Source organism: Thalassovita mediterranea (assembly GCA_019448215.1).
Classification (GTDB): Bacteria; Pseudomonadota; Alphaproteobacteria; order Caulobacterales; family Hyphomonadaceae; genus Henriciella.
Map to the genome: position 1 here is coordinate 1,822,921 of CP080408.1, position 18,528 is coordinate 1,841,448.

Sequence of the window (18,528 nt, forward strand, 5' to 3'; positions counted from 1 at the left end):
ACGCGCCCCGATGCCTGAAACCGGGACGCGTGACCAGAGCGTTCAGCAAGGAAGGCCTCTATTCGGCGTGATCCCCCATCAGTTGTTCTTCGAGGAATTCAGCCTGGCGGCGGAAATAGAAGAGCTGGTTCTTCAGCTTGCGCCAGCCATGGCCCTCATCCGGGATGCGGACATAGGGCGTCTCTATCCCATTCTCGCGCAGCGTTTTCACCATGATCTCTGTCTCGTAGATGTCGATGCGCGGGTCCTGAACGCCGTGCGAATAGAGGACCGGCACCTTGATCTGGTCAGCGAGGGTGACGGGCGAGTTCTCGGTGTAATAGTCGACCCATTCCTGCTCGCGGATATCGCCATACTCGATCCGGTCGGACGCCTTGAGGCCGGGCGAGGCGACCTGAAGCGCGGTCACCCAGTTGCCGACGCCGAACAGCGACGCGCCCGCGTCGAAAGCATCGGGATAAAGCGCCAGAACAGCGTTCACCATATAGCCGCCATAGGAGCCACCTACGACAGCCGCACGGCTCGTATCGACGCGGCCGTCTTCTTCCAGCGCGGCCAGCATGTCGATCAGGTCGCGCACGCTGTCGCGGCGCTTCTTCTGGTCATCCAGCGTGACATAAGTCCGCCCGAAACCGGTGGAGCCGCGCACGTTGGGTTCAAAGACGGCAAGGCCGCGGTCGAGATGATATTGCACGACCGGGTCAAAGCTTGCGACCGACTGGCCGGTCGGCCCGCCATGCACGAAGAAGATCACCGGCGGTGGCCCATCCTCAGTGCGGGAGGTTTCGTCCGGCAGATAGAGGAGACCCTGAAGCTCTACCCCGTCACGCGCCATCATGCGCACGCTTTCGGGGCGGATAAGGCGGTCCGGGTCGAGGCCTGCATAATTGGAGGCGAAGACCTGGGTATGGTCACCGGTTTCAAGGTCCATCACATAGACATCGCCCGGCGTGCGCCAGCCGTTGACGTGGATCAAGAGCTTGGTCCCCGTCAACGTACAGCTCGTCTGGTACTGGCCTTCTGGCAGGAAGCTGGTGTCGAGGCCGGCGTCTTCGCCATCCCGGTCAATGTGCAGCGTATCGAAACCATCGACGTTTTCGGTGTAGACCATGTAGGCCCCGGCTTCGCCGCAAAGTTCGATCCCGCCAAGATCATAGTCGGCCTCCTTCACTACGCTCATCTCGCCCGACGCGACGTCATAGCGGGTGATGGCTGAAAACTCCCGGTCCTCATTGGATGCGAAATAGAAGCCCGACGAGCCCGACGAGTCCGGCAGCCAGGCGAAACCGCCATTCGTATGATTGGCGCGCGGATTAGGTTTCGCGAGCGTCGTGATCTCACGGCTTTCAATGTCGAGCAGGTAGAGATTGTCGGAATCCTCGCCCACCGTTTCGCTGACGATCAGCTTTGTGCCATCGGGAGAGATGTCATGCGCGAAAAAGCCGAACGTGCCTTCATAGAGGCGCGTCGTCTCTCCGGTCGAGAGGTTCGCCGTATAGATGTCGAAGTCCTGCCTATTGCGCTCGGTTGAGGCGAAAGCGATTGTCTCGCCGTCGGCGCCGAAATCACCAAAGGAGCGGAAGCCACCTTCGACAGCCGCCAGAACCAGCGCTTCGGACGAGCCGTCTGCAGCGATGCGGTAGTAGGACTCCTGCTCATTGCCATCATTGTCGGCGCCATAGATCAGCGTTTCGCTGTCCGGCGACCACGAGAAGAAAGTGATGCCATTGCCGAAGGTCAGCTGCTGTGGCTGTCCGCCGCTGACAGGCAGGCTCCAGAGCTGCGGCTCGCCCGTCACGTCCCAGCGAAAGGCGAGCATTTCGCCATCCGGAGAAATCGACACGCTGCCCGCGCCGCTGGCGAGCAGATAGCGCGCAATATTGGCCGGGTCCTGTCCTGACAGGCCGACATTCACCGATTCATCCTCAGGCGTCATCGCCTCGAGGGACATGTCCGGGCCAGACTGGCCCCCATAGGAGGCTTCCGAAGCCGGGCTTTCTGATCCCGCCTCGGCGTCCTGCGCAAAAGCGGGGGCAGCCAGCATGGTTGAGCCAAGAAGGGCGATCAGCGCGTTTTTCATGTCCATTCCTCCGGTCGACTGCACTTTGGGTGCGCCTGCCATGCGGCGCTGTCAACCGAGAGGGAAGCTGTATGCCGGAGATGCGCATGCCTGCATCAATCGCGGGCGCGGGAGGCCAATAAAGGCCTTAACAGAGAGGCCGGGATGCCTGATAGTCGCCTCAGGTTTTGCAAGAAGAGGAGCCATCATGGCTGCGCTTTTCGTCCTGATCGGCGTTCTGGTCCTGCTCGTTGTGACCGCGATCATCCTCTACAACAATCTGGTGGCCAAGCGTCAGATGGTGAACAATGGCTGGGCTGACATCGACGTCCAGCTCAAGCGCCGCGCTGACCTGATCCCGTCCCTCGTCGCCACTGTTCGCGGCTACGCCAGCCATGAGCGCCAGCTGTTCGAAGAGGTAGTTGAAAAGCGCAATCAGGCCCGCGCCGCAGGCGATGATGCTGCCGCGCGCGGGGCCGCAGAGAGCGCGCTCTCTCGTCCGATCGGAAAGTTGATCGCGCTTGGTGAGGGCTATCCCGAACTGAAAGCCAGCGCCAATTTCAAGGATCTGCAGGACGACCTGTCCGACACTGAAAACAAGATCGAAATGGCCCGCCGCTTCTACAATGGGGCCGTGCGTGAGTTGAACACCGCGGTCGAGACCTTCCCCGGTAGTCTCATCGCAGGCCCGTTCGGTTTCCATCAGGCCGCCTATTTCGAGATCGAGACCGCAGACAGGGCCCTGCCGGAGGTCGATTTCGGAGGCAAATCGTGATGATCCGCGTCCTCGCTCTCCTCTGCCTGCTCGTCGCGGCGGTTTTTCCGGCAGCCGCTGAAGAGGTCATCAACCGTTTCGATGTGGACATCGATGTCCAGCAGAATGGCGACATCATCGTCACCGAAACGATCAATATCACAGCCGAGGGCGATCAGATCCAGCGCGGCATCTTCCGCGAACTCCCACGCTATTTTGAGAACAATGGCGACCGGCTCCGCTACGATTATGACATCCTGTCGGTCGAGCGCGGCGGTGATGATGAGCCTTACGAGACGTCGACCGAGGGCAATGCCTATCGCATCCGCATCGGGGACCCGGACCGGCGCCTCAGCGTGGGCGAACACGTCTATGAGATCAGCTACCGCGTCAAAAACCAGGTTCGCTATTTCGACGATTATGATGAGCTCTACTGGAACGTCACGGGCAGCTATTGGGAATTCCCGATCCGCGAAGCCAGCGCGCGCATCTCGCTTCCTGAAGGCGGCAGCTATGTCGCGCAATCTGGCTATACCGGCGCGCAGGGTGGTGACGGCAGCGCCTACCGGTTCGAGCGCATGCGCAGTGACTATGTGTTCGAGACGACCGCGCCGCTGGCCCGGCGCGAAGGGCTCACTGTGTCGCTCAGCATTGAAAAGGGCGTCATCGATCCGCCATCTGCAGGCGACAAGCGCGCGCTCTGGTGGCAGCGGCATGGCTCACTCGCTGTCCTGCTCGCTTCGCTCATCGGGGTTTTCATATTCCTTTACCGCTCCTGGAACCGCGTCGGGCGTGATCCGGCGCGCGGGCCTGTCTTCGCGCTTTATGAGCCGCCTGCAGGATATTCACCCGCCGCCTGTCACCATATCTATCATCGCGGCTTCAACGATCATGACGCGCTGATTTCGACGCTGGTGAACCTCGGCATCAAGGGCAGGCTCGACATCGATGCCGAGGACAAGAAGAACACCGTGCTTACACCCAAGCCGGCCTCTGCGGCGCCGCGCCTGCCTGCCGAGGAATGGACGCTGTACCGTAAGCTTTTCGCAGGTAGCGAACCTGTCACGCTCGGCAAGAGCTATGACAAGGACTTCACCGCCGCCTATCAGGCCTTCCGCAAGAAGGTGTCAGACAAATTCGGCTCCGACTATTTTCGCTGGAATCTCAGCTATACGTTCGTCGCGATTGCGCTGTCTGCGGTCGCCATCATCTTTGCCATCGTTCACGCCACCAACTGGAATAACTGGCTGACGGGCCTAGTCATCGTCATCGCGGCGATGAACGGGCTTTTCATGTATCTGATGCCTGCCGCCACCCAGAAAGGCGAGGATGTCCGCACCAAGATCAAGGGCTTCAGGCTCTACATGGAGACGGCCGAGAAGCTGCAGCTTAACGCGGCCGAAGTTGGCGGCGACCGTCCGCCGCCGATGACGAAGGACCGGTACGAAACCTTCCTGCCCTATGCCATCGCGCTCGGCGTGGAAAAGCCCTGGACCAAGCATTTTGAGTCCGTCCTGCCTCAGGAAGCAGCCGATTATAATCCCGGCTGGAGCGCAGCCCATATGGGGCGCGGCTCTGTCGCCAGCCTGAACAAGGCGGTCACGGCGAACGTCGCCGCGGCCGTCGCGGCTTCCATGCCGCAAAGCTCATCCTCATCCGGCTCCGGGGGCGGAGGCTTCTCCGGCGGCGGTGGCGGCGGCGGCGGCGGTGGCGGCTGGTAAGCTAGAACTTGCCGTGCCGGCCTGTTCCTGTCGTGAAGCGCGCCGCGCCAGCTTGCGTCTCGCCTGAACGTATCACGTCCATCCCGCCTTTGATCTCTTCGCGCAGGGCGGTTTCTTTATTCAGGCTCCACTGGTTTAGCAGGGAGGCCCGATCTGCGCGCATGCAGGCCTGAGGGAAGGCCGCGATTTCGCGGGCAAGCTGCAGTGCGGCATCGAGTGCACCGCCAGCTTCAGCGTGGCGGTTGGCGAGACCGATGGTGAGCGCTTCGCCGACACCGACCTCGCGCCCCGTCAGCACCATGTCCATCGCCCGTGATTGACCAATCAGCCGTGGCAGCCGAACGGTGCCGCCATCAATCAGCGGCACGCCAAAGCGGCGACAGAATACGCCAAAGCGCGCAGTTTCACTGGCGACCCGCATGTCGCACCAGAGCGCGAGCTCCAGCCCGCCAGCGACGGCATAGCCTTCGACGGCGGCGATGACGGGTTTGGAGAGGGCAAGGCGTGTTGGCCCCATCGGGCCAAGGTCGCCGTCCAGCTTCGTGATATTGCCGCGTCCTTCGGACACGGCTTTGAGGTCTGCACCCGCGCAGAAGTTTCCCTCCGCCCCTGTCAGGATCGCAACCGACAGGCTGTCATCCGCGTCGAACGCCTTGAAGGCTTCATAGAGCGCCTGCGCGGCCTCCCGGTCTACGGCGTTGCGCGCCGCAGGCCGGTTGATGGTGACGATGAGGATGTTGTCATCCGTCTGCGTCAGGACAGGTGCGGCCTCGCTCATTGCCTTCAGCCCGGTTCGTTCGCTTTCAGGAAAGGAACGATCTTCTCCAGCAGCGGCTGGACCATCGCGTTGGGCATGTCATGACCCCACTTGTCGATGATTTCGAGCTTTGCGCCCGGCACGCGCTTGGCGATGTCCTCGCCGCAAGCTGGCAGGATGAGCGGGTCGATGGCTCCGTGCAGGACAAGCGTCGGCACGCTGATCGTGGACAGGCGCTCATGCCAGCGCGGCTGGGCAAGGATGGCGGCATACTGCCGGGCCACACCCATGGGCCGGTCCGAGCGGTTGAAGCTCGCGCGGGCGCTCTCTGCCGTTTCCTCATCGCTGTTGCGGACACCGTCGGCCGACCCGATGACACGGCGTGATGCGACAGAGATTTCGGCCACCGCATCGGCGGTGCGCATTTCCGGCTGGGCCGTAAGGGCTTTCTGGGCCTCCGGGGTTGAGCGCGGCAGGGAGGGTTCGCCAGACGTTGTCATCACAGGGATGAGCGTGCGCACTTTCTCAGGGTGATTGAGCGCGATCAGCTGCACGATCATGCCGCCCATGGAATTGCCCATGACGTCGGCCTTGTCCGCGCCCAGCGCCGTGATCAGCGCGGCCGCATCGGCGGCCATGTCGTCGAGAAGGTAAGGCACCTCCTTGGACATGTCCTTGCCCTCGGAAAGCCCCTTTATGATGTCGCCCGGGGCAGGGGGGATCTCATTGGTGAACTCGGTCGACAGGCCAATGTCGCGATTATCGAAGATGACGACGCGGCGCCCTGCGGCGGCCAGCCCTTCAAGATAGCTCTCCGGCCAGGGAATCATCTGCGTGGAAAAGCCTGAGACAAGCAGCAGCATCGGATCATCCGGGTTGCCGATCTCGCGGTATTCGATCTCGATGCCATTGGCCTTGATACGTGGCATGGGCGCGTCTCCTCACTGTTTTAGTTTTCCGGGATTTAGAAGGGTTGCCGCGGCGGCTGTAAAGGCGTTGCGCACGCCGATGGTCCGGCTCCGCTCACCATGCGGTCTTCTGAGAAGATACAAAAAGCCCGCATGGTGAGTGAAGTCGAACCACGCGGGCTGTTTAGTTTTACACCAGTAGGAATGTGCCTATCGGCTGAGTTCCTTCATCGCGTCTTCGAGGCCCTGTAGGGTCATCTCGAACATGCGGCCGGGGCCGATCAGCTCGTTAATCAGCTTGATGGAGCCGGTATAGTCCCATGCGCCGGCCTTGACCGGGTTGAGCCAGACGAAGTTCGGGAACTGCTCCACGAAACGCTGGATCCAGAGGCCGCCGGCCTCCTCGTTCCAGTGCTCGACCGAGCCGCCTGCATAGGTGATCTCATAGGGGCTCATCGTGGCGTCGCCGACGACGATGACCTTATAGTCAGATGGATATTTATGGAGCACGTCCCAGGTCGGGATGCGCTCATTCATCCGGCGGCGATTGTCCTTCCAGAGGCCCTCATAGATGCAGTTGTGGAAGTAGTAGTATTCGAGGTTCTTGATCTCTGAGCGGGCCGCAGAGAACAGCTCTTCCATCACGCGGACGTGCGGGTCCATGGAGCCGCCGACATCCATCAGCAGCAGGACTGAGACCGTGTTGCGCTTTTCGGGGCGCATCTCGATGTCGAGATAGCCCTGCTTGGCCGTCTTGCGGATCGTATTGTCGAGGTCGAGCTCTTCATTGGCACCATCGCGCGCCCATTTGCGCAGGCGCTTCATCGCAACCTTGATGTTGCGCGTGCCGATCTCGACGCTGTCGTCGTAATTCTTGAATTCGCGCTTGTCCCAGACCTTTACGGCGCGGCGGTGACGGGACTTTTCCTGTCCAATGCGCACACCTTCCGGGTTGTAGCCATTGGCCCCGAATGGCGACGTGCCACCCGTACCGATCCACTTATTGCCGCCTTCATGGCGCTTCTTCTGCTCTTCGAGGCGCTCTTTGAGCGTCTCCATGAGCTTTTCGAAGCCGCCCATGGCCTCGATCTCGTCCATCTCCTCCTTGGTGAGGAATTTCTCCGACATCTTGCGCAGCCACTCTTCAGGCAGGTCCTGCACGTCGACAGCGTCCTGCATCGTGTCGAGGCCCTTGAAGACGTGGGAGAAGACGCGGTCGAACTTGTCGAGATTGCGCTCATCCTTCACGAGCGCGGCGCGCGAGAGATAGTAGAAGTCCTCGACCTCCATCTCGATCACGTCATTGTCCATTGCCTCGAGCAGGAGAAGATACTCCTTCAGCGTGACGGGGATCTTGGCGGAACGAAGCTCATTGAAGAAGTTGAGGAACATGGGCGGTTATCTCTCCAGTCTCTTCTAAACACATTAGCGCGCGCCAGCCCTCTGTCCAAGGGCTGACGCGGCGCAACTGGAAGATAGCCGGACGATTACCAGCGAAGATCGGCGCGGATTTCCGCAACAGCGTCATGATCATGCGCTGCATACCAGCTGATGTCGGCGCCATTTTCGAGCGCCAGCATGGTGGTGCGGTTCTGCTCGGCTTCCGCGCTGTCATGGTCGAACTCGCGGAACTTCACATGCTCATCGGCCTGATCGTGCATCTCTTCGAGCATAGCGCTTTCAAGCGGCAGGTAGAGCGTGCCGAGCTGGCCGGCTTTCGCGGCATCCTGCAGGTCCGGCAGGCTCTTGCCTTCCGGCAGTTCGCCATCAACGGCAGGCTCTTCGGCAAAGGCCTTGATGATGTGCTGGTCCACATTTTCAGTACCGCCTGCGTGATGTTGGACGATATCGAACCGGCCGGCTTCCATCACCTTGGCGAAATGCCCGACAGTGCCTTCGTCGCCGATCAGGTGCAGCGTCTTGGTCTGCGGTGGCAGCGCCTCATCGGCCGCATTGGCAATTTCCTCATAGAAGGCGCGGTCCGTCTTGTCGCGCTCTTCGTCCTGTCCGGTGCCGAGGGCGTGATAGACAGAGCGGCCATCACTGCTGCGGGCAGAACCGCGTGAGCCGGAATGGAAGAACACATCATCCTGCACATGGCGGCGTGCTTCGACGGAGCGATACTTCGGCGCGTCGAGACGGTCGGTCATGTCTTTCACATTGCCGCCCTGATAGAGATAGAGCTTCGGCTCACTCTTCGTCACGAACAGAACCCAATGGGTCTTGCGACTCTGATAGTCGGCGAGAAGCGGCAGGATGAACGGATGTTCGCCCGTTGTGATCGAGGCGACCGGCCGCGCATTGAGATGCGCCATGCGCTGATTGTCCTTGTCCTCGAAAAGCGCAATGCCGTTGGCGCGGAAGTCGGCGAGCTCAAAGCTCTCAAGCCGCTCCTTAATGAAGGCCGCGTCCGGCGCGTGCTTTTCGACGGCGTCGATGACATTCTTGCGCAGGATACGCCATTTCTCGCCACCAACTTCCACGGAAGGGCGCGGGACGTAAACGCTTGTCGTCTTGTCGGAAAAGCCGGCGAATGCTTGCCTGAAAGTGTCGAGGGATGTCTGTTCTGACATGTTCTTCTCCTTGCTTGTCTATTGTAAAACCAACGGACTTGCGAAGGGGGCGTTCCCGCTAACCGTCTGTATTTGCTGACTGCGGCCACGTATCGGGAACAGGGCTTTCTGTGCCCGCTGAATAGGACGTGCCGCCGCGCACAAGAAAGCGGGGCGCCTGGCGGCCGCCCATCAGCTCATCATAGAGCAGGTTGCCCGAGCCGAGATTCAGACCGCCGCCCGGCAAGTCGATAAATCCTGTCTCGGCTGCATCCGCCAGTGTCGCCACGACTGAATTGGAATTCTGGAACAGGAAGTTGTAGTTCAGCCGCGCCTCATCGATCGCGCGGGCGAGCACGGCGACTTTCAGCCAGCGCTGATGTCCAAAGTCCCTGGCAATGATGCCGACGCGCTGCGTGCCGCGCGGCTGCCGTAAGGGCGAGTGCGGGCTTTCGCCCCAGCCCATCGGCCCGAGCACGCGCAGCTCTCCATCTTCCGGGTAGGCGGTGATGATTTCGGGGCGCCTGCCAGCGTCTGCCACATGGACCAGATGCGAATGTTCACCGACGCTGGCGACATCAAACTCGATCTTCACCAGCACGTTTTCGCCAAAGACCAGCTGGAACGCTTCGCCGCCGCGCTCGGCCAGCAGGCGGAAGTCTTCGGCGCAGATGCCGTCGCGGTGGACACGCGCTCGCAGCTGCGAAATCAGCGGGTCGCTCTCCGGCAGGCCGTCCGGCCAGATGTCGTCAGGTGTCAGCAAGCATTGAGTCACTTTCATCAAACGCGCAGGCCCGCCGTGAGGTTTCCGCTTCACCGTGCGGTCGGAACGCGAGCAAGGCCTGCCGCATTAGGTCTGGCAACAGGCTGGAGGAGGCATTCCTGACATGAAGCATCTCGCGGTGGTCCTGACGACCGGGCTCGTTATCCTTATCGGCATTGGCGCGCGCTTTGCCATCGGCAATGTTTACAGCGAGGCAGAAGCGACAAATCTCATTCAGGCGCTGACCCAGACGGGCCTCTATCTTGGCTCTGCCATCGCGGGCGCCTCGGCCACCACGCTGGCCCTCATGTTGACGCTTCTCGGGCTGACCAATCAGACGAAGACCGATTTCGATGATGACGTATATCGAAGTATTTCGCAGGTCGCCTGGCTCTCAACCATCAGTCTTGTCGGGGCTGTCATCCTGCTCCTCATGCTGGTGCTGCCGGTGGGAGAATTCGATCAGATGCCGGATGGCTGGTACCGTCTGATGTATGAGGTGATCTTCGCGCTCACAGTCATGGTATGCGCGCTACTCACCGCCACGGTCGTCAGGCTTTTCATGACTATCCGTCATGTCATCAGTCAGGTGACGCCAGGCGAAACAGTCTAGAATTTTAAATATTTTATCGTCTGCTTGAGCCTGCAATAGAAAACGTGTAGCCAAGATAAAGCTATGCCTGATTTTACGTGATTGCTTGGAACTAGATCCACCTCAGCGCTTTGATTGTATTCGAATAACAGAGAAACGAAGCAACTTCCTCCATGAAATTTAAACCGAGTAGTGTGTTCGTCAGCCACGCCGGACTGCCCAGTGGTCTTGAGTCCCGCCAAGACTGGAATGACTTCATCGACGATATCGAAAATGAGATTGAGGCGCTCGACGCAGCCTGGGCCAGTTTCCGGGAAGATCAGCAGCCGACAGACTCTGATCAGCTGAAATACGAAACCACCCGGGACCGTCTTGAGGAATTTCGTGAGCAGGCCTTGACCAAATGGCGCTCATTGCGGGGCAATAAGCCCGGCCTTGCCTGCTGATTTTCGTGGAAGAAATGGCACACCCGAGAGGATTCGAACCTCTGACCCCCAGATTCGTAGTCTGGTGCTCTATCCAGCTGAGCTACGGGTGCTCCGTTGAGAGGGCGGACACATAGCGGCGCCGCGCGCACGATGCAAGCGCTTATGCTGCAGTCTACTGATCTGCCTCATATACACCCCGTGCAATCGCCCTTGCGAGCGTGGAAGCGGCAAGCTCTCCGATGCGCGTCAGGGAAATGGGTGAGGGCTCTTCCAGAGGGATCTTGCCGGTCGACAGAACGAACAGCGCATCCCCATCGAAAGGTGCGAAAACCGGTCTGATCGCGCGGGAGAAACCCGAAAGCGCCATCTGGGCGACGCGGTGCGCCTGCGCCGGGCTAAGCGCTGCATCGGTCGCGATACACGCAATCGTCGTGTTCTGGCCGGGCTGAGGGTTCATCTTTGCATCGCCCCATTCTTCGGGGTCAGGATTATAGCCCTCGCCCGGGCGATGATTGCCAAACTCACCATTCTGCTCATACGGCCAGGCCCAGAAGCAGGTTGTCCCCGGCATAAAGACCGAGCCGAAGCAGTTCACCCCCGCAAGGGCGCCGATCGTGATCCCGTCAGCCGTGCGAAGCGAGGCAGAGCCAAGCCCGCCTGCGTGCGCACCAGCATTTGCACCAAGCCCGCAACCAACATTGCCGAGCGGGAAGGACTTCGCCCGGTTCTCAAACGCTTCTTCACCAAGCAGGCGATAGGGCGGCTGTTCGCCCCAGCCCTTGTCGCCGCCATTGGCAAGGTCATAGAGAATGGCCGCTGGAACGATTGGCGTTTTTGGCACGCCCGGAAGGTCCTTCAGGCCATAGCCGCGCCCCATCGCGCCGAGTTTCGCTGACACACCATCTGCGGCAGCGAGACCATAGGCACTGCCGCCCGACAGCACGACGGCATCGACCTGCTCAACCATCGTGTCGGCACGCAGAAGATCCGTCTCGCGTGTGCCGGGTCCACCTCCGGCGACCGCGCAGGCGGCCGTTGCGGGCTCATCCGCGACAATGACGGTCGTACCGGTCAGCACGTCCCGGTTTTCCGCATTGCCGACCTCGATTCCTGGAACGTCGGTGATGAGATTTTTTGGGCCGGGCCGGGACATATCGAGCTGCTCCACATTTTCGCCCGTCCCGGGCTGGGACAGGAGTTCGCGTCAACCTGACCCCTAAAGCTGGCAGCCCCCTGACACAACACGCCAGCCGCCCCGCCTCTCCGGCATGAAACCTGCTTGCAGTCAGGCAAGCCGGGCACAAAAGCTTCATTTGCGCCCACCGCCCCAATGGGTAAGGTCTTAACGTGTCAGGGGAGCAGGACATGAAACTCAAAATTGCCATCGCAGTCTCAGCCATCGCAGCAGGCGGCCTTTCGGCAGCCGCACAAGAGGCGCAGACCTATTCGACGGAAGTCCCGAACCTCAGCCAGTGCATTGAGCGCGCAGGCGCCGATGGTGAGGCGACGCAGGAAGAGCTTGATGACTGCATCAGCGCCAATCTTGGCGAAGTGCGCGCGGCAATGCCTCAAGTGCCTATGGATAATGCGGGTGAAACGCCCTATCGCATGGAAAACACCATGACCGGTGAAACCGCTGAAGGGGACACCGAAGAGGAGTCCTGATGAAACCTTCCACCTTGCTCTGTCCAGCGCTCGCTCTGGTCGCGCTTGCTGCGTGTCAGCCACAATCTGAAACCAGCGTCCCCGACCGACCGACACTAGAAGAAACAGAGCAAGCGCCTGCGCCCAGGATCTGGGACAAGGGCGCCATGGTGGCGGCGGCAGATCCCCGCGCCGTAGAAGCGGGCCTCAAAATCCTGCGTGAAGGCGGCACCGCGATCGATGCCGCCATCGCCGTTCACACGGTCCTCGGCCTGGTTGAGCCGCAGAGCTCCGGCATCGGCGGCGGGGCCTTCATGGTCTATTACGACTATGAGGACGATGCGCTGACCGTATTCGATGGGCGCGAGACGGCGCCTCAGGCCGCAGACGAAAACCTGTTCGTGGTCGACGGCGAAGTCCTCGACTATGTCACGGCATGGCAATCGGGCCGCTCGGCAGGCGTGCCCGGCATGATCGCGCTCTACAAGGCTGCACATGAGGCAGAAGGCGAAGCCGAATGGGCTTCGCTCTTCCAGCCTGCCATTGATCTTGCCCGCGATGGTTTCGAAGTTTCTCCGCGCCTTGCCGGTCTTCTCGCGAATGACCGTCTTCGCGGTGCCATGCGCCTCGATGAGGACGAAAATGCAAGCGTCTACTTCTTCCCGGAAGGTGAGCCGCTGACTGTCGGCACGGTGCGGGACAATCCTGCCTATGCCGACCTCCTCCAGTCTGTCGCCGAAAACGGACCGTCCGCCTTCTACGAAGGCGAGAATGCGCAGGCCATTGTCGATGTGCTCTCGCAGGAACCGCTGCCCAGCACGATGACGCTAGATGATATCTCCTCCTACGAAGTGAAGCTGCGCCCGGCCGTATGCGGCGACCATGAAACAATGCGCATCTGCTCTGCGCCGCCGCCAAGCTCCGGCGCGGTCACCCAGAACATGATCTGGGGTCTTTACGAGCGCATGACCGAGGGCAGCGGCCCCGGCTATAGCGATGAGAAGCTCGCTGCATGGGTCGATGCCCAGCGCATCGCCTATGCTGACCGCGATCATTATGTCGCCGATGCCGACTACGTTCAGGTGCCGACCTCTGACCTGATCGATCCGCGCTATTTCGACGCGCGCGTCGGCGATGTCTATGCGCCAGACGCAAACCCGCAGCCCGGTGACCCGGGTGAGGTTCTCGGCCGCGGTTCGATGATCGGCATGTGGGGCAGGGACCTCACCGATGAAACGCCAGGCACGACCCACATTTCCATCATTGATGGTCAGGGCAACGCCGTCTCCATGACGGCGACGGTCGAGTCCGCCTTCGGCAATTCGCGCATGGTGAACGGCTATCTGCTCAACAATGAGCTGACCGACTTCTCGCGCCAGCCGACGATCAACAGCCTGCCAGTGGCCAATGCACCGGCGGGTGGGAAACGCCCGCGCTCGTCCATGTCCCCGACCATGGTGTTCGATCAGGACGGCGACCTCTTCATGGTCACTGGGTCTCCGGGCGGCAATTCCATCGTGGCCTATGTCTCCAAGACGATTGTCGGCGTGCTCGACTGGGGTCTCTCCGCGCAGGAAGCAATCAATCTTCCGAACGTGATCGCCCGCGGCCCATCTGTCGGCGTCGAGATTGATGTGGAGCGCGGTCAGGACTGGGCCGATGCGCTGTCGGCTGCAGGTTACCCTGTTGAAGAGCGGACTGGCGAGAATTCAGGTCTTCACGTCATTATCGTGCGCGGCGACGGGCTTGATGGCGGGGCAGACCCCCGCCGCGAAGGCGTCGCCCTGACGCTCGACTAGCCTATTTGGCAGGCGGCGCAGCGGGAAGGGTCAGCCTGAACCGCGTGCCCGCCTCGCTGGTCTCTACCAGCGAAAGCTCCCCGCCCATGGCGCGGGCAAGGTCACGCGACAGCGACAGGCCAAGCCCCGTCCCATCCCGCCTCGATGAAGCGGCGAAAGGCTTGAAGAGGTTCTCCTGCGCCCGCTTTGGCAGGCCCGGGCCAGTATCTGCAAAATCGATGCGGGTCGGGTCGCCGGACACGGTGATCGTCCCGCCAGCCTCTCCCATGGCTTCCACCGCATTGCGGATCAGGTTCGCCGCGATCCGGTAGAGATGATCCGGGTCGCAATAGCCGGTGAGGCCGGGGTCGATCTCATTGGCGAAGCGGACCTGACCGGTATCGCCAATCCCTTCCATGGCCGCCTCGCTCACCGTTTCGGCCAGCCTCACCATCTGCAGACGCGCCACTGGCGTGGATGAGCGTCCATAGCGCAGCGTGTCGCTTGCAAGGCCGATAGCCCGCTCCAGCGCGCGTTCGAGCCGCGGGACGGCGCGCTGTACGCGTGGGTCATCAGACGTCGAGAGGGCATCAGATGCAAGCTGCGCGGTGGCGAGCGTGTTTCTGAGGTCGTGATTGATCTTGGCGACCGCCTCGCCAAGCTGAGCCAGCCGCTCGCGCTGGCGGAAGCTGTCGGAAACGGCCTCTTCCATGTCGGCCAGGGCATTCTGCGCGCGGCCAATCTCATCGCGCCGCGAAGTCGGCCCCAGCCGCCGCGTCCAGCTGCCCGGATCCTGCCTGAACTGGATGACGGCCTGCGTCACCCGCTGGATGGGCCGCACGACAAGCGCGATCAGGAGGAAATAGATCAGCATCGCCGCCGTGATCGAGACGATGAGCGACACGATCAGGATCCGCGCGGCATAGGCGGTTAGCCCTCGCTTCAGCGGCGCTTCTGGTAGGATGACTTCCAGCACGCGCCCCTCGCCAGAGCCCATGCCGCGAATGACCAGCATCCGTCCGTCCTCTGCCAGCAGGGTCTCCAGCGTCTCGCCAATCTCGCCGAAATAGCTCTCCGACATCATGTCGATCTCTTTCATCGGCCCTTCGAGCGGCATGGCGGGCGGCAGGATCTGCTCGCGCATATCGTCGCTGAGCTCAGCCACGGCCAGCACTTCGGCGCGCATAAGCAAGTCGTTGGATAGCTCTTCGGACACCATGCGGCTTGGCGCGGCCTCGAGTGAGAGGGCCGCAATACGTGCCGCCTGCACGCGCTCATTCAGCCAGCTTTCGCGATAATTGGCGGCGCTCGGCAGGAAAATGATGAATTCGATCAGCAGGATCACGCCGATCGTAACGAGGAATAGCCGCACGCTCAGGCTGTCGAACAGCCCGCGTCGGTTGGTCGTATTCGCTTCAGGCTCACGCAACGGCACGCAGCGGCAATTAAGCTAGGCGATGCGTTGAAGCAAGCTGACAAGAAGGCGCGCGGGCCGGCCGAACACGGCGCCAGAGAAATGCGCGCTCGCCGCCCGCTTCACGACTTCGGTCCGCGTCGGGTAGGGCGAGATGAAATTGGTGAGCGATGTCAGCTTCATTCCGTTCGACATGGCATAGCCGACCAGCTGGATGATATCGCCCGCGCCCTCGCCCACAATCGACGCGCCGACCAGCTTGCCTTTGTGGATGACGAGCTTGCATTCGCCCTTGGTCTTGCCCTCGGCAATGGCGCGGTCATTCTCCTCGAAGGCAAAGACGGACGTCTCGACCTTGTCGCCAAACTGCTTCCGCGCCGTCGCTTCGGTGAGGCCGACCTGCGCAACCTCCGGCGAGGTGTACGTCACCGCTGGCAGTGGCAGGCTGTCGGCGCGCGAGCCCTGCTTGAAGAAAGCCCGGCGCACCAGCACAGACGCATGCCAACCGGCAAGGTGGGTGAACTGACCCATCCCCGCGACATCGCCTAGCGCCCAGACCCGCTTGTTGGAGATCGAGCGCAGCTTCTGGCTGACCTTGATGCCGCGCTTGTCGTATTCGACGTCGCCGACTTCAAGATCGAGCCCATCCAGCACCGGCTGGCGGCCAGCCGCAACGAGGAGGTGGCTGCCGCGCACGATCTTCTTGCCGTCCGGACCTTCAGCTTCCAGCACGATCGTGCCGTCGCTTTCACTGACGCTGGCGGCCTCATAGCCCTCCAGCAGCGTCACACCCTCATCGCGGAGAGTGTCAGCAGCGACCCTGGCATGGTCCTCATCAGACGAGGCGAGCACGCGGCCCATCTCGACAACCGTGACCTCAGAGCCGAGGCGGCGGAAAGCCTGCGCCATTTCCATCCCGATCGGCCCGCCGCCAAGGATGATCAGGTGAAGCGGCAGCTTGTCGATATCGAAAATGGTCTCATTGGTAAGATAGTTGACCGTCGCAAGGCCCGGCACGGGCGGAATGAAAGCGCGTGAGCCGGTCGCAATAACGATCCGGCGCGCCTTCACGGTCGCGCTGGGCGAATTGATCGTCTGGGGGTCCGAGAATTTCGCATGTTCGCGGATAACGGTGACGCCAAGGCCTTCAAACCGTTCCTGGCTGTCGACGGGCGCGATCGTATCAATGGCAGAGCGGATATGCGCCTGCACCTTCTGCCAGTCCGTCACCGGCGTACCCGTGACAATGCCATAATCGACGCCCTCGCGCGCCGAAGCGGCGTATTTCGCAGCAGAGATCAGCGCCTTTGACGGCACGCAGCCGGAGTTGAGGCAGTCGCCGCCCATCTCGCCCTTTTCAAACAGAACGACCTTCAGCCCCAGCATGGCCGCTCCGGCAGCCGCTGAGAGACCGCCAGACCCGGCGCCGATGACGACCAGATCAGCCTTGAGATTGCGATGCGGCGCGGCGCCAACCGAGTGGGGCGCAGGCTCAGTATTTACCTTGTCAGGGGACTGCTCGCCCGGGATGGGCGCGCGGGCATTCTGCTTGGCGGTCGCATCATCACTCATTGGGCAGCTTCCTCAATCTGGGCCGCCTTGCGGCGGAAAATCTTCTTGTAGGCCACTGGCAGCAGCGCCACGACGGCCAGCGCAAGGAAGGCCGGCGCGAAATTGGCGACCGCATCCAGCAGCGAATTGGTCTCGCCCTGATCAAACGTCGCGCCAAGGCTCGCACCGATCCACGTATATGCAACCACGCCGGGGACAATGCCGAGCGCCGTGGTGAGGACATAATCGCGGAACTTCGCGCCAAGCAGGGCAGGGGCGATATTGGCGACCGGGAACGGCACCAGCGGCAGGAGTCGGAGCGCAAACATGTAGGACACTGCGTCCTCCTGAAAGCCCTTCTCCATCCGCTTGACGAAGCCGCCCGCTTTCTCCTGCAGCGTCTTGCCAATCGATGTCTTCGCCGCGAGGAAAAGTGCGCTCGCGCCCAGCGTGGCGCCGACGACTGTGGCCGCGCTCCCGCCGAACAGGCCAAAGAGCAGGCCGCCCGCAATCGTGATCCAGAGTGCGCCCGGCAGCATGAAAGCCGTCGCAAGCGCATAGATCGCGATATAGGCGGCCACAGCGAGGACAATGTTCTCGTCCACAAAGGCCTGCATGCTAGCATTCTGGCGTTGCAGCGTTTCGATGGAGAGATAGTCGAACAGGCCAAACGCCCATGCGGCGATGAGACCCGCGACAATCACATAGATCGGCCAGAGGCGGACCCAGATGGACGTCCCGGTCTTGGTATTATCTTCAGACATGGCGATGGGCTTTCAGCTGGATGTCAGGGTGTGAGACAGGCTTATTTCGCCGTGTCATTGAGCGACCAGTCATAATCATAGTCGTCGATCTTTCGCCGGGCAGCTATCTGTTCTGCGAGGTCGGCGTCGGCATATTGGATGAGATGGTCGATCACGGCAGCTTCAGAGCCGCCAAAATCTTCCTCGAACCATTTATAGATGGATGAGACATCGATGCTGTCGCCGTCGACGCGCACGCCGCGCGGATGATTCACATAGGCGCGGGCGGCGTCATCGAGGTCTGCATTCAGCGTCTCAGCCACCCATGGCGTGGTGCGAAGGTCCGGGCAGCTATAGGACGCGCAATTGATCGCATAATGGAGCCGCGGATCATCGCTCCACTGCTTGCGCAGCACGTCATGCTCGATGCCGTGAAGGGAGATGAGGTCATCGCCCGCACGGACCTTGATGCTCTTCCACGGGCCGGTCGAGTACCAGGGCTTGATCGTATCTGTCGGATATTTCTCGACGATATAGCGGACAGTCACCGCGTTATAGAGGTTGGACCAGGCCGCGAATTGCGCATCGCGCTCCATCGCGGCGATATCGGCCCCGTCGAACTGGGCGATATAAGCGTCCAGCTTTTCGCGATCTTCGGCATTGGCCTCGAGCGCGCCATAGTCGACCAGATTCACCCCGTCAGGGCCGGGCGAGACATAGGCTTCGAGGATGTCGCCCCAGCTTTCATGAGAAATCGCGCCCTGCGCGGACGCTGTAAATGATGTCATGGCGACGGCTACCCCTGTGAGGACCGCAGCTATGCGGGAAAATGTATGGACTGCAAGTTTCATAACCGGGCATATA

General features: G+C 61.3%; 17 protein-coding genes and 1 tRNA gene. 6 read left to right on the top strand and 12 right to left on the bottom strand.

The window, feature by feature from the left end; all coding sequences use genetic code 11:
* Window positions 1–58 precede the first annotated feature (58 nt).
* Window positions 59–2,080: a S9 family peptidase gene (locus KUV46_09085; protein ID QYI99510.1), complete on the bottom strand. Its 2,022-nt coding sequence runs from the start codon at window positions 2,078–2,080 to the stop codon at window positions 59–61.
* A 187-nt stretch (window positions 2,081–2,267) separates the two neighbouring features.
* On the opposite strand from KUV46_09085, the gene KUV46_09090 reads away from it, so the two are divergent.
* A complete protein-coding gene (locus tag KUV46_09090) occupies window positions 2,268–2,834 on the top strand; it encodes a LemA family protein (GenBank protein ID QYI99511.1) in 567 nt (188 codons plus the stop codon).
* Window positions 2,831–4,534 (top strand): DUF2207 domain-containing protein, encoded by a 1,704-nt coding sequence (locus tag KUV46_09095; protein QYI99512.1) that lies wholly within the window; start codon window positions 2,831–2,833, stop codon window positions 4,532–4,534. Before KUV46_09090 ends, KUV46_09095 begins: the two co-directional genes overlap by 4 nt.
* 1 nt (window position 4,535) lies before the next feature.
* Here the strand turns inward: KUV46_09095 and KUV46_09100 are convergent, their stop codons facing one another.
* The 5 genes from KUV46_09100 to KUV46_09120 form a co-directional block, all read right to left on the bottom strand.
* The gene (locus tag KUV46_09100; GenBank protein QYI99513.1) at window positions 4,536–5,312 is read right to left on the bottom strand and encodes a crotonase/enoyl-CoA hydratase family protein; all 777 of its coding nucleotides are present in this window, start codon (window positions 5,310–5,312) and stop codon (window positions 4,536–4,538) included.
* A 5-nt stretch (window positions 5,313–5,317) separates the two neighbouring features.
* Entirely contained in the window at window positions 5,318–6,220 is a 903-nt protein-coding gene (locus KUV46_09105; protein ID QYI99514.1) for an alpha/beta hydrolase, read from the bottom strand.
* Between the two features lie 189 nt (window positions 6,221–6,409).
* Window positions 6,410–7,591, bottom strand: a complete 1,182-nt coding sequence (locus tag KUV46_09110; GenBank protein ID QYI99515.1) for a VWA domain-containing protein — start codon at window positions 7,589–7,591, stop codon at window positions 6,410–6,412.
* A gap of 95 nt (window positions 7,592–7,686) precedes the next feature.
* Complete coding sequence (locus KUV46_09115; protein QYI99516.1) at window positions 7,687–8,772, bottom strand: hypothetical protein; 1,086 nt, start codon at window positions 8,770–8,772, stop codon at window positions 7,687–7,689.
* Window positions 8,773–8,830: 58 nt separating this feature from the next.
* On the bottom strand, window positions 8,831–9,514 hold the full coding sequence (locus tag KUV46_09120; GenBank protein QYI99517.1) for a hypothetical protein: 684 nt from the start codon (window positions 9,512–9,514) through the stop codon (window positions 8,831–8,833).
* Between the two features lie 124 nt (window positions 9,515–9,638).
* Between KUV46_09120 and KUV46_09125 the strand changes: the two genes are divergently transcribed.
* Both KUV46_09125 and KUV46_09130 read left to right on the top strand, forming a co-directional pair.
* Window positions 9,639–10,127: a hypothetical protein gene (locus KUV46_09125; GenBank protein QYI99518.1), complete on the top strand. Its 489-nt coding sequence runs from the start codon at window positions 9,639–9,641 to the stop codon at window positions 10,125–10,127.
* Between the two features lie 152 nt (window positions 10,128–10,279).
* Window positions 10,280–10,552 carry a hypothetical protein gene (locus KUV46_09130; protein ID QYI99519.1) on the top strand — a complete coding sequence of 91 codons (273 nt, stop codon included), beginning with the start codon at window positions 10,280–10,282 and terminating at the stop codon, window positions 10,550–10,552.
* A gap of 15 nt (window positions 10,553–10,567) precedes the next feature.
* Here the strand turns inward: KUV46_09130 and KUV46_09135 are convergent.
* Window positions 10,568–10,644: transfer RNA gene (locus KUV46_09135), tRNA-Arg, on the bottom strand.
* Between the two features lie 62 nt (window positions 10,645–10,706).
* Window positions 10,707–11,687, bottom strand: coding sequence for a P1 family peptidase (locus KUV46_09140; GenBank protein ID QYI99520.1), 981 nt, complete (start codon window positions 11,685–11,687; stop codon window positions 10,707–10,709).
* Between the two features lie 212 nt (window positions 11,688–11,899).
* Between KUV46_09140 and KUV46_09145 the strand changes: the two genes are divergently transcribed.
* Entirely contained in the window at window positions 11,900–12,199 is a 300-nt protein-coding gene (locus KUV46_09145; protein QYI99521.1) for a hypothetical protein, read from the top strand.
* Window positions 12,199–13,977: a gamma-glutamyltransferase gene (ggt, locus tag KUV46_09150; GenBank protein QYI99522.1), complete on the top strand. Its 1,779-nt coding sequence runs from the start codon at window positions 12,199–12,201 to the stop codon at window positions 13,975–13,977. The genes KUV46_09145 and ggt overlap by 1 nt, the downstream gene beginning before the upstream one ends.
* 1 nt (window position 13,978) lies before the next feature.
* On the opposite strand, the gene KUV46_09155 is transcribed toward ggt, so the two are convergent.
* The 4 genes from KUV46_09155 to KUV46_09170 are packed head-to-tail and all read right to left on the bottom strand — an operon-like array spanning window position 13,979 to window position 18,452.
* Window positions 13,979–15,385: a HAMP domain-containing histidine kinase gene (locus KUV46_09155; GenBank protein QYI99523.1), complete on the bottom strand. Its 1,407-nt coding sequence runs from the start codon at window positions 15,383–15,385 to the stop codon at window positions 13,979–13,981.
* A gap of 21 nt (window positions 15,386–15,406) precedes the next feature.
* Window positions 15,407–16,942, bottom strand: coding sequence for an FAD-dependent oxidoreductase (locus tag KUV46_09160; GenBank protein ID QYI99524.1), 1,536 nt, complete (start codon window positions 16,940–16,942; stop codon window positions 15,407–15,409).
* On the bottom strand, window positions 16,939–17,685 hold the full coding sequence (locus KUV46_09165; protein QYI99525.1) for a VTT domain-containing protein: 747 nt from the start codon (window positions 17,683–17,685) through the stop codon (window positions 16,939–16,941). Before KUV46_09165 ends, KUV46_09160 begins: the two co-directional genes overlap by 4 nt.
* 41 nt (window positions 17,686–17,726) lie before the next feature.
* The gene (locus tag KUV46_09170; GenBank protein QYI99526.1) at window positions 17,727–18,452 is read right to left on the bottom strand and encodes a DUF547 domain-containing protein; all 726 of its coding nucleotides are present in this window, start codon (window positions 18,450–18,452) and stop codon (window positions 17,727–17,729) included.
* Window positions 18,453–18,528 lie beyond the last annotated feature (76 nt).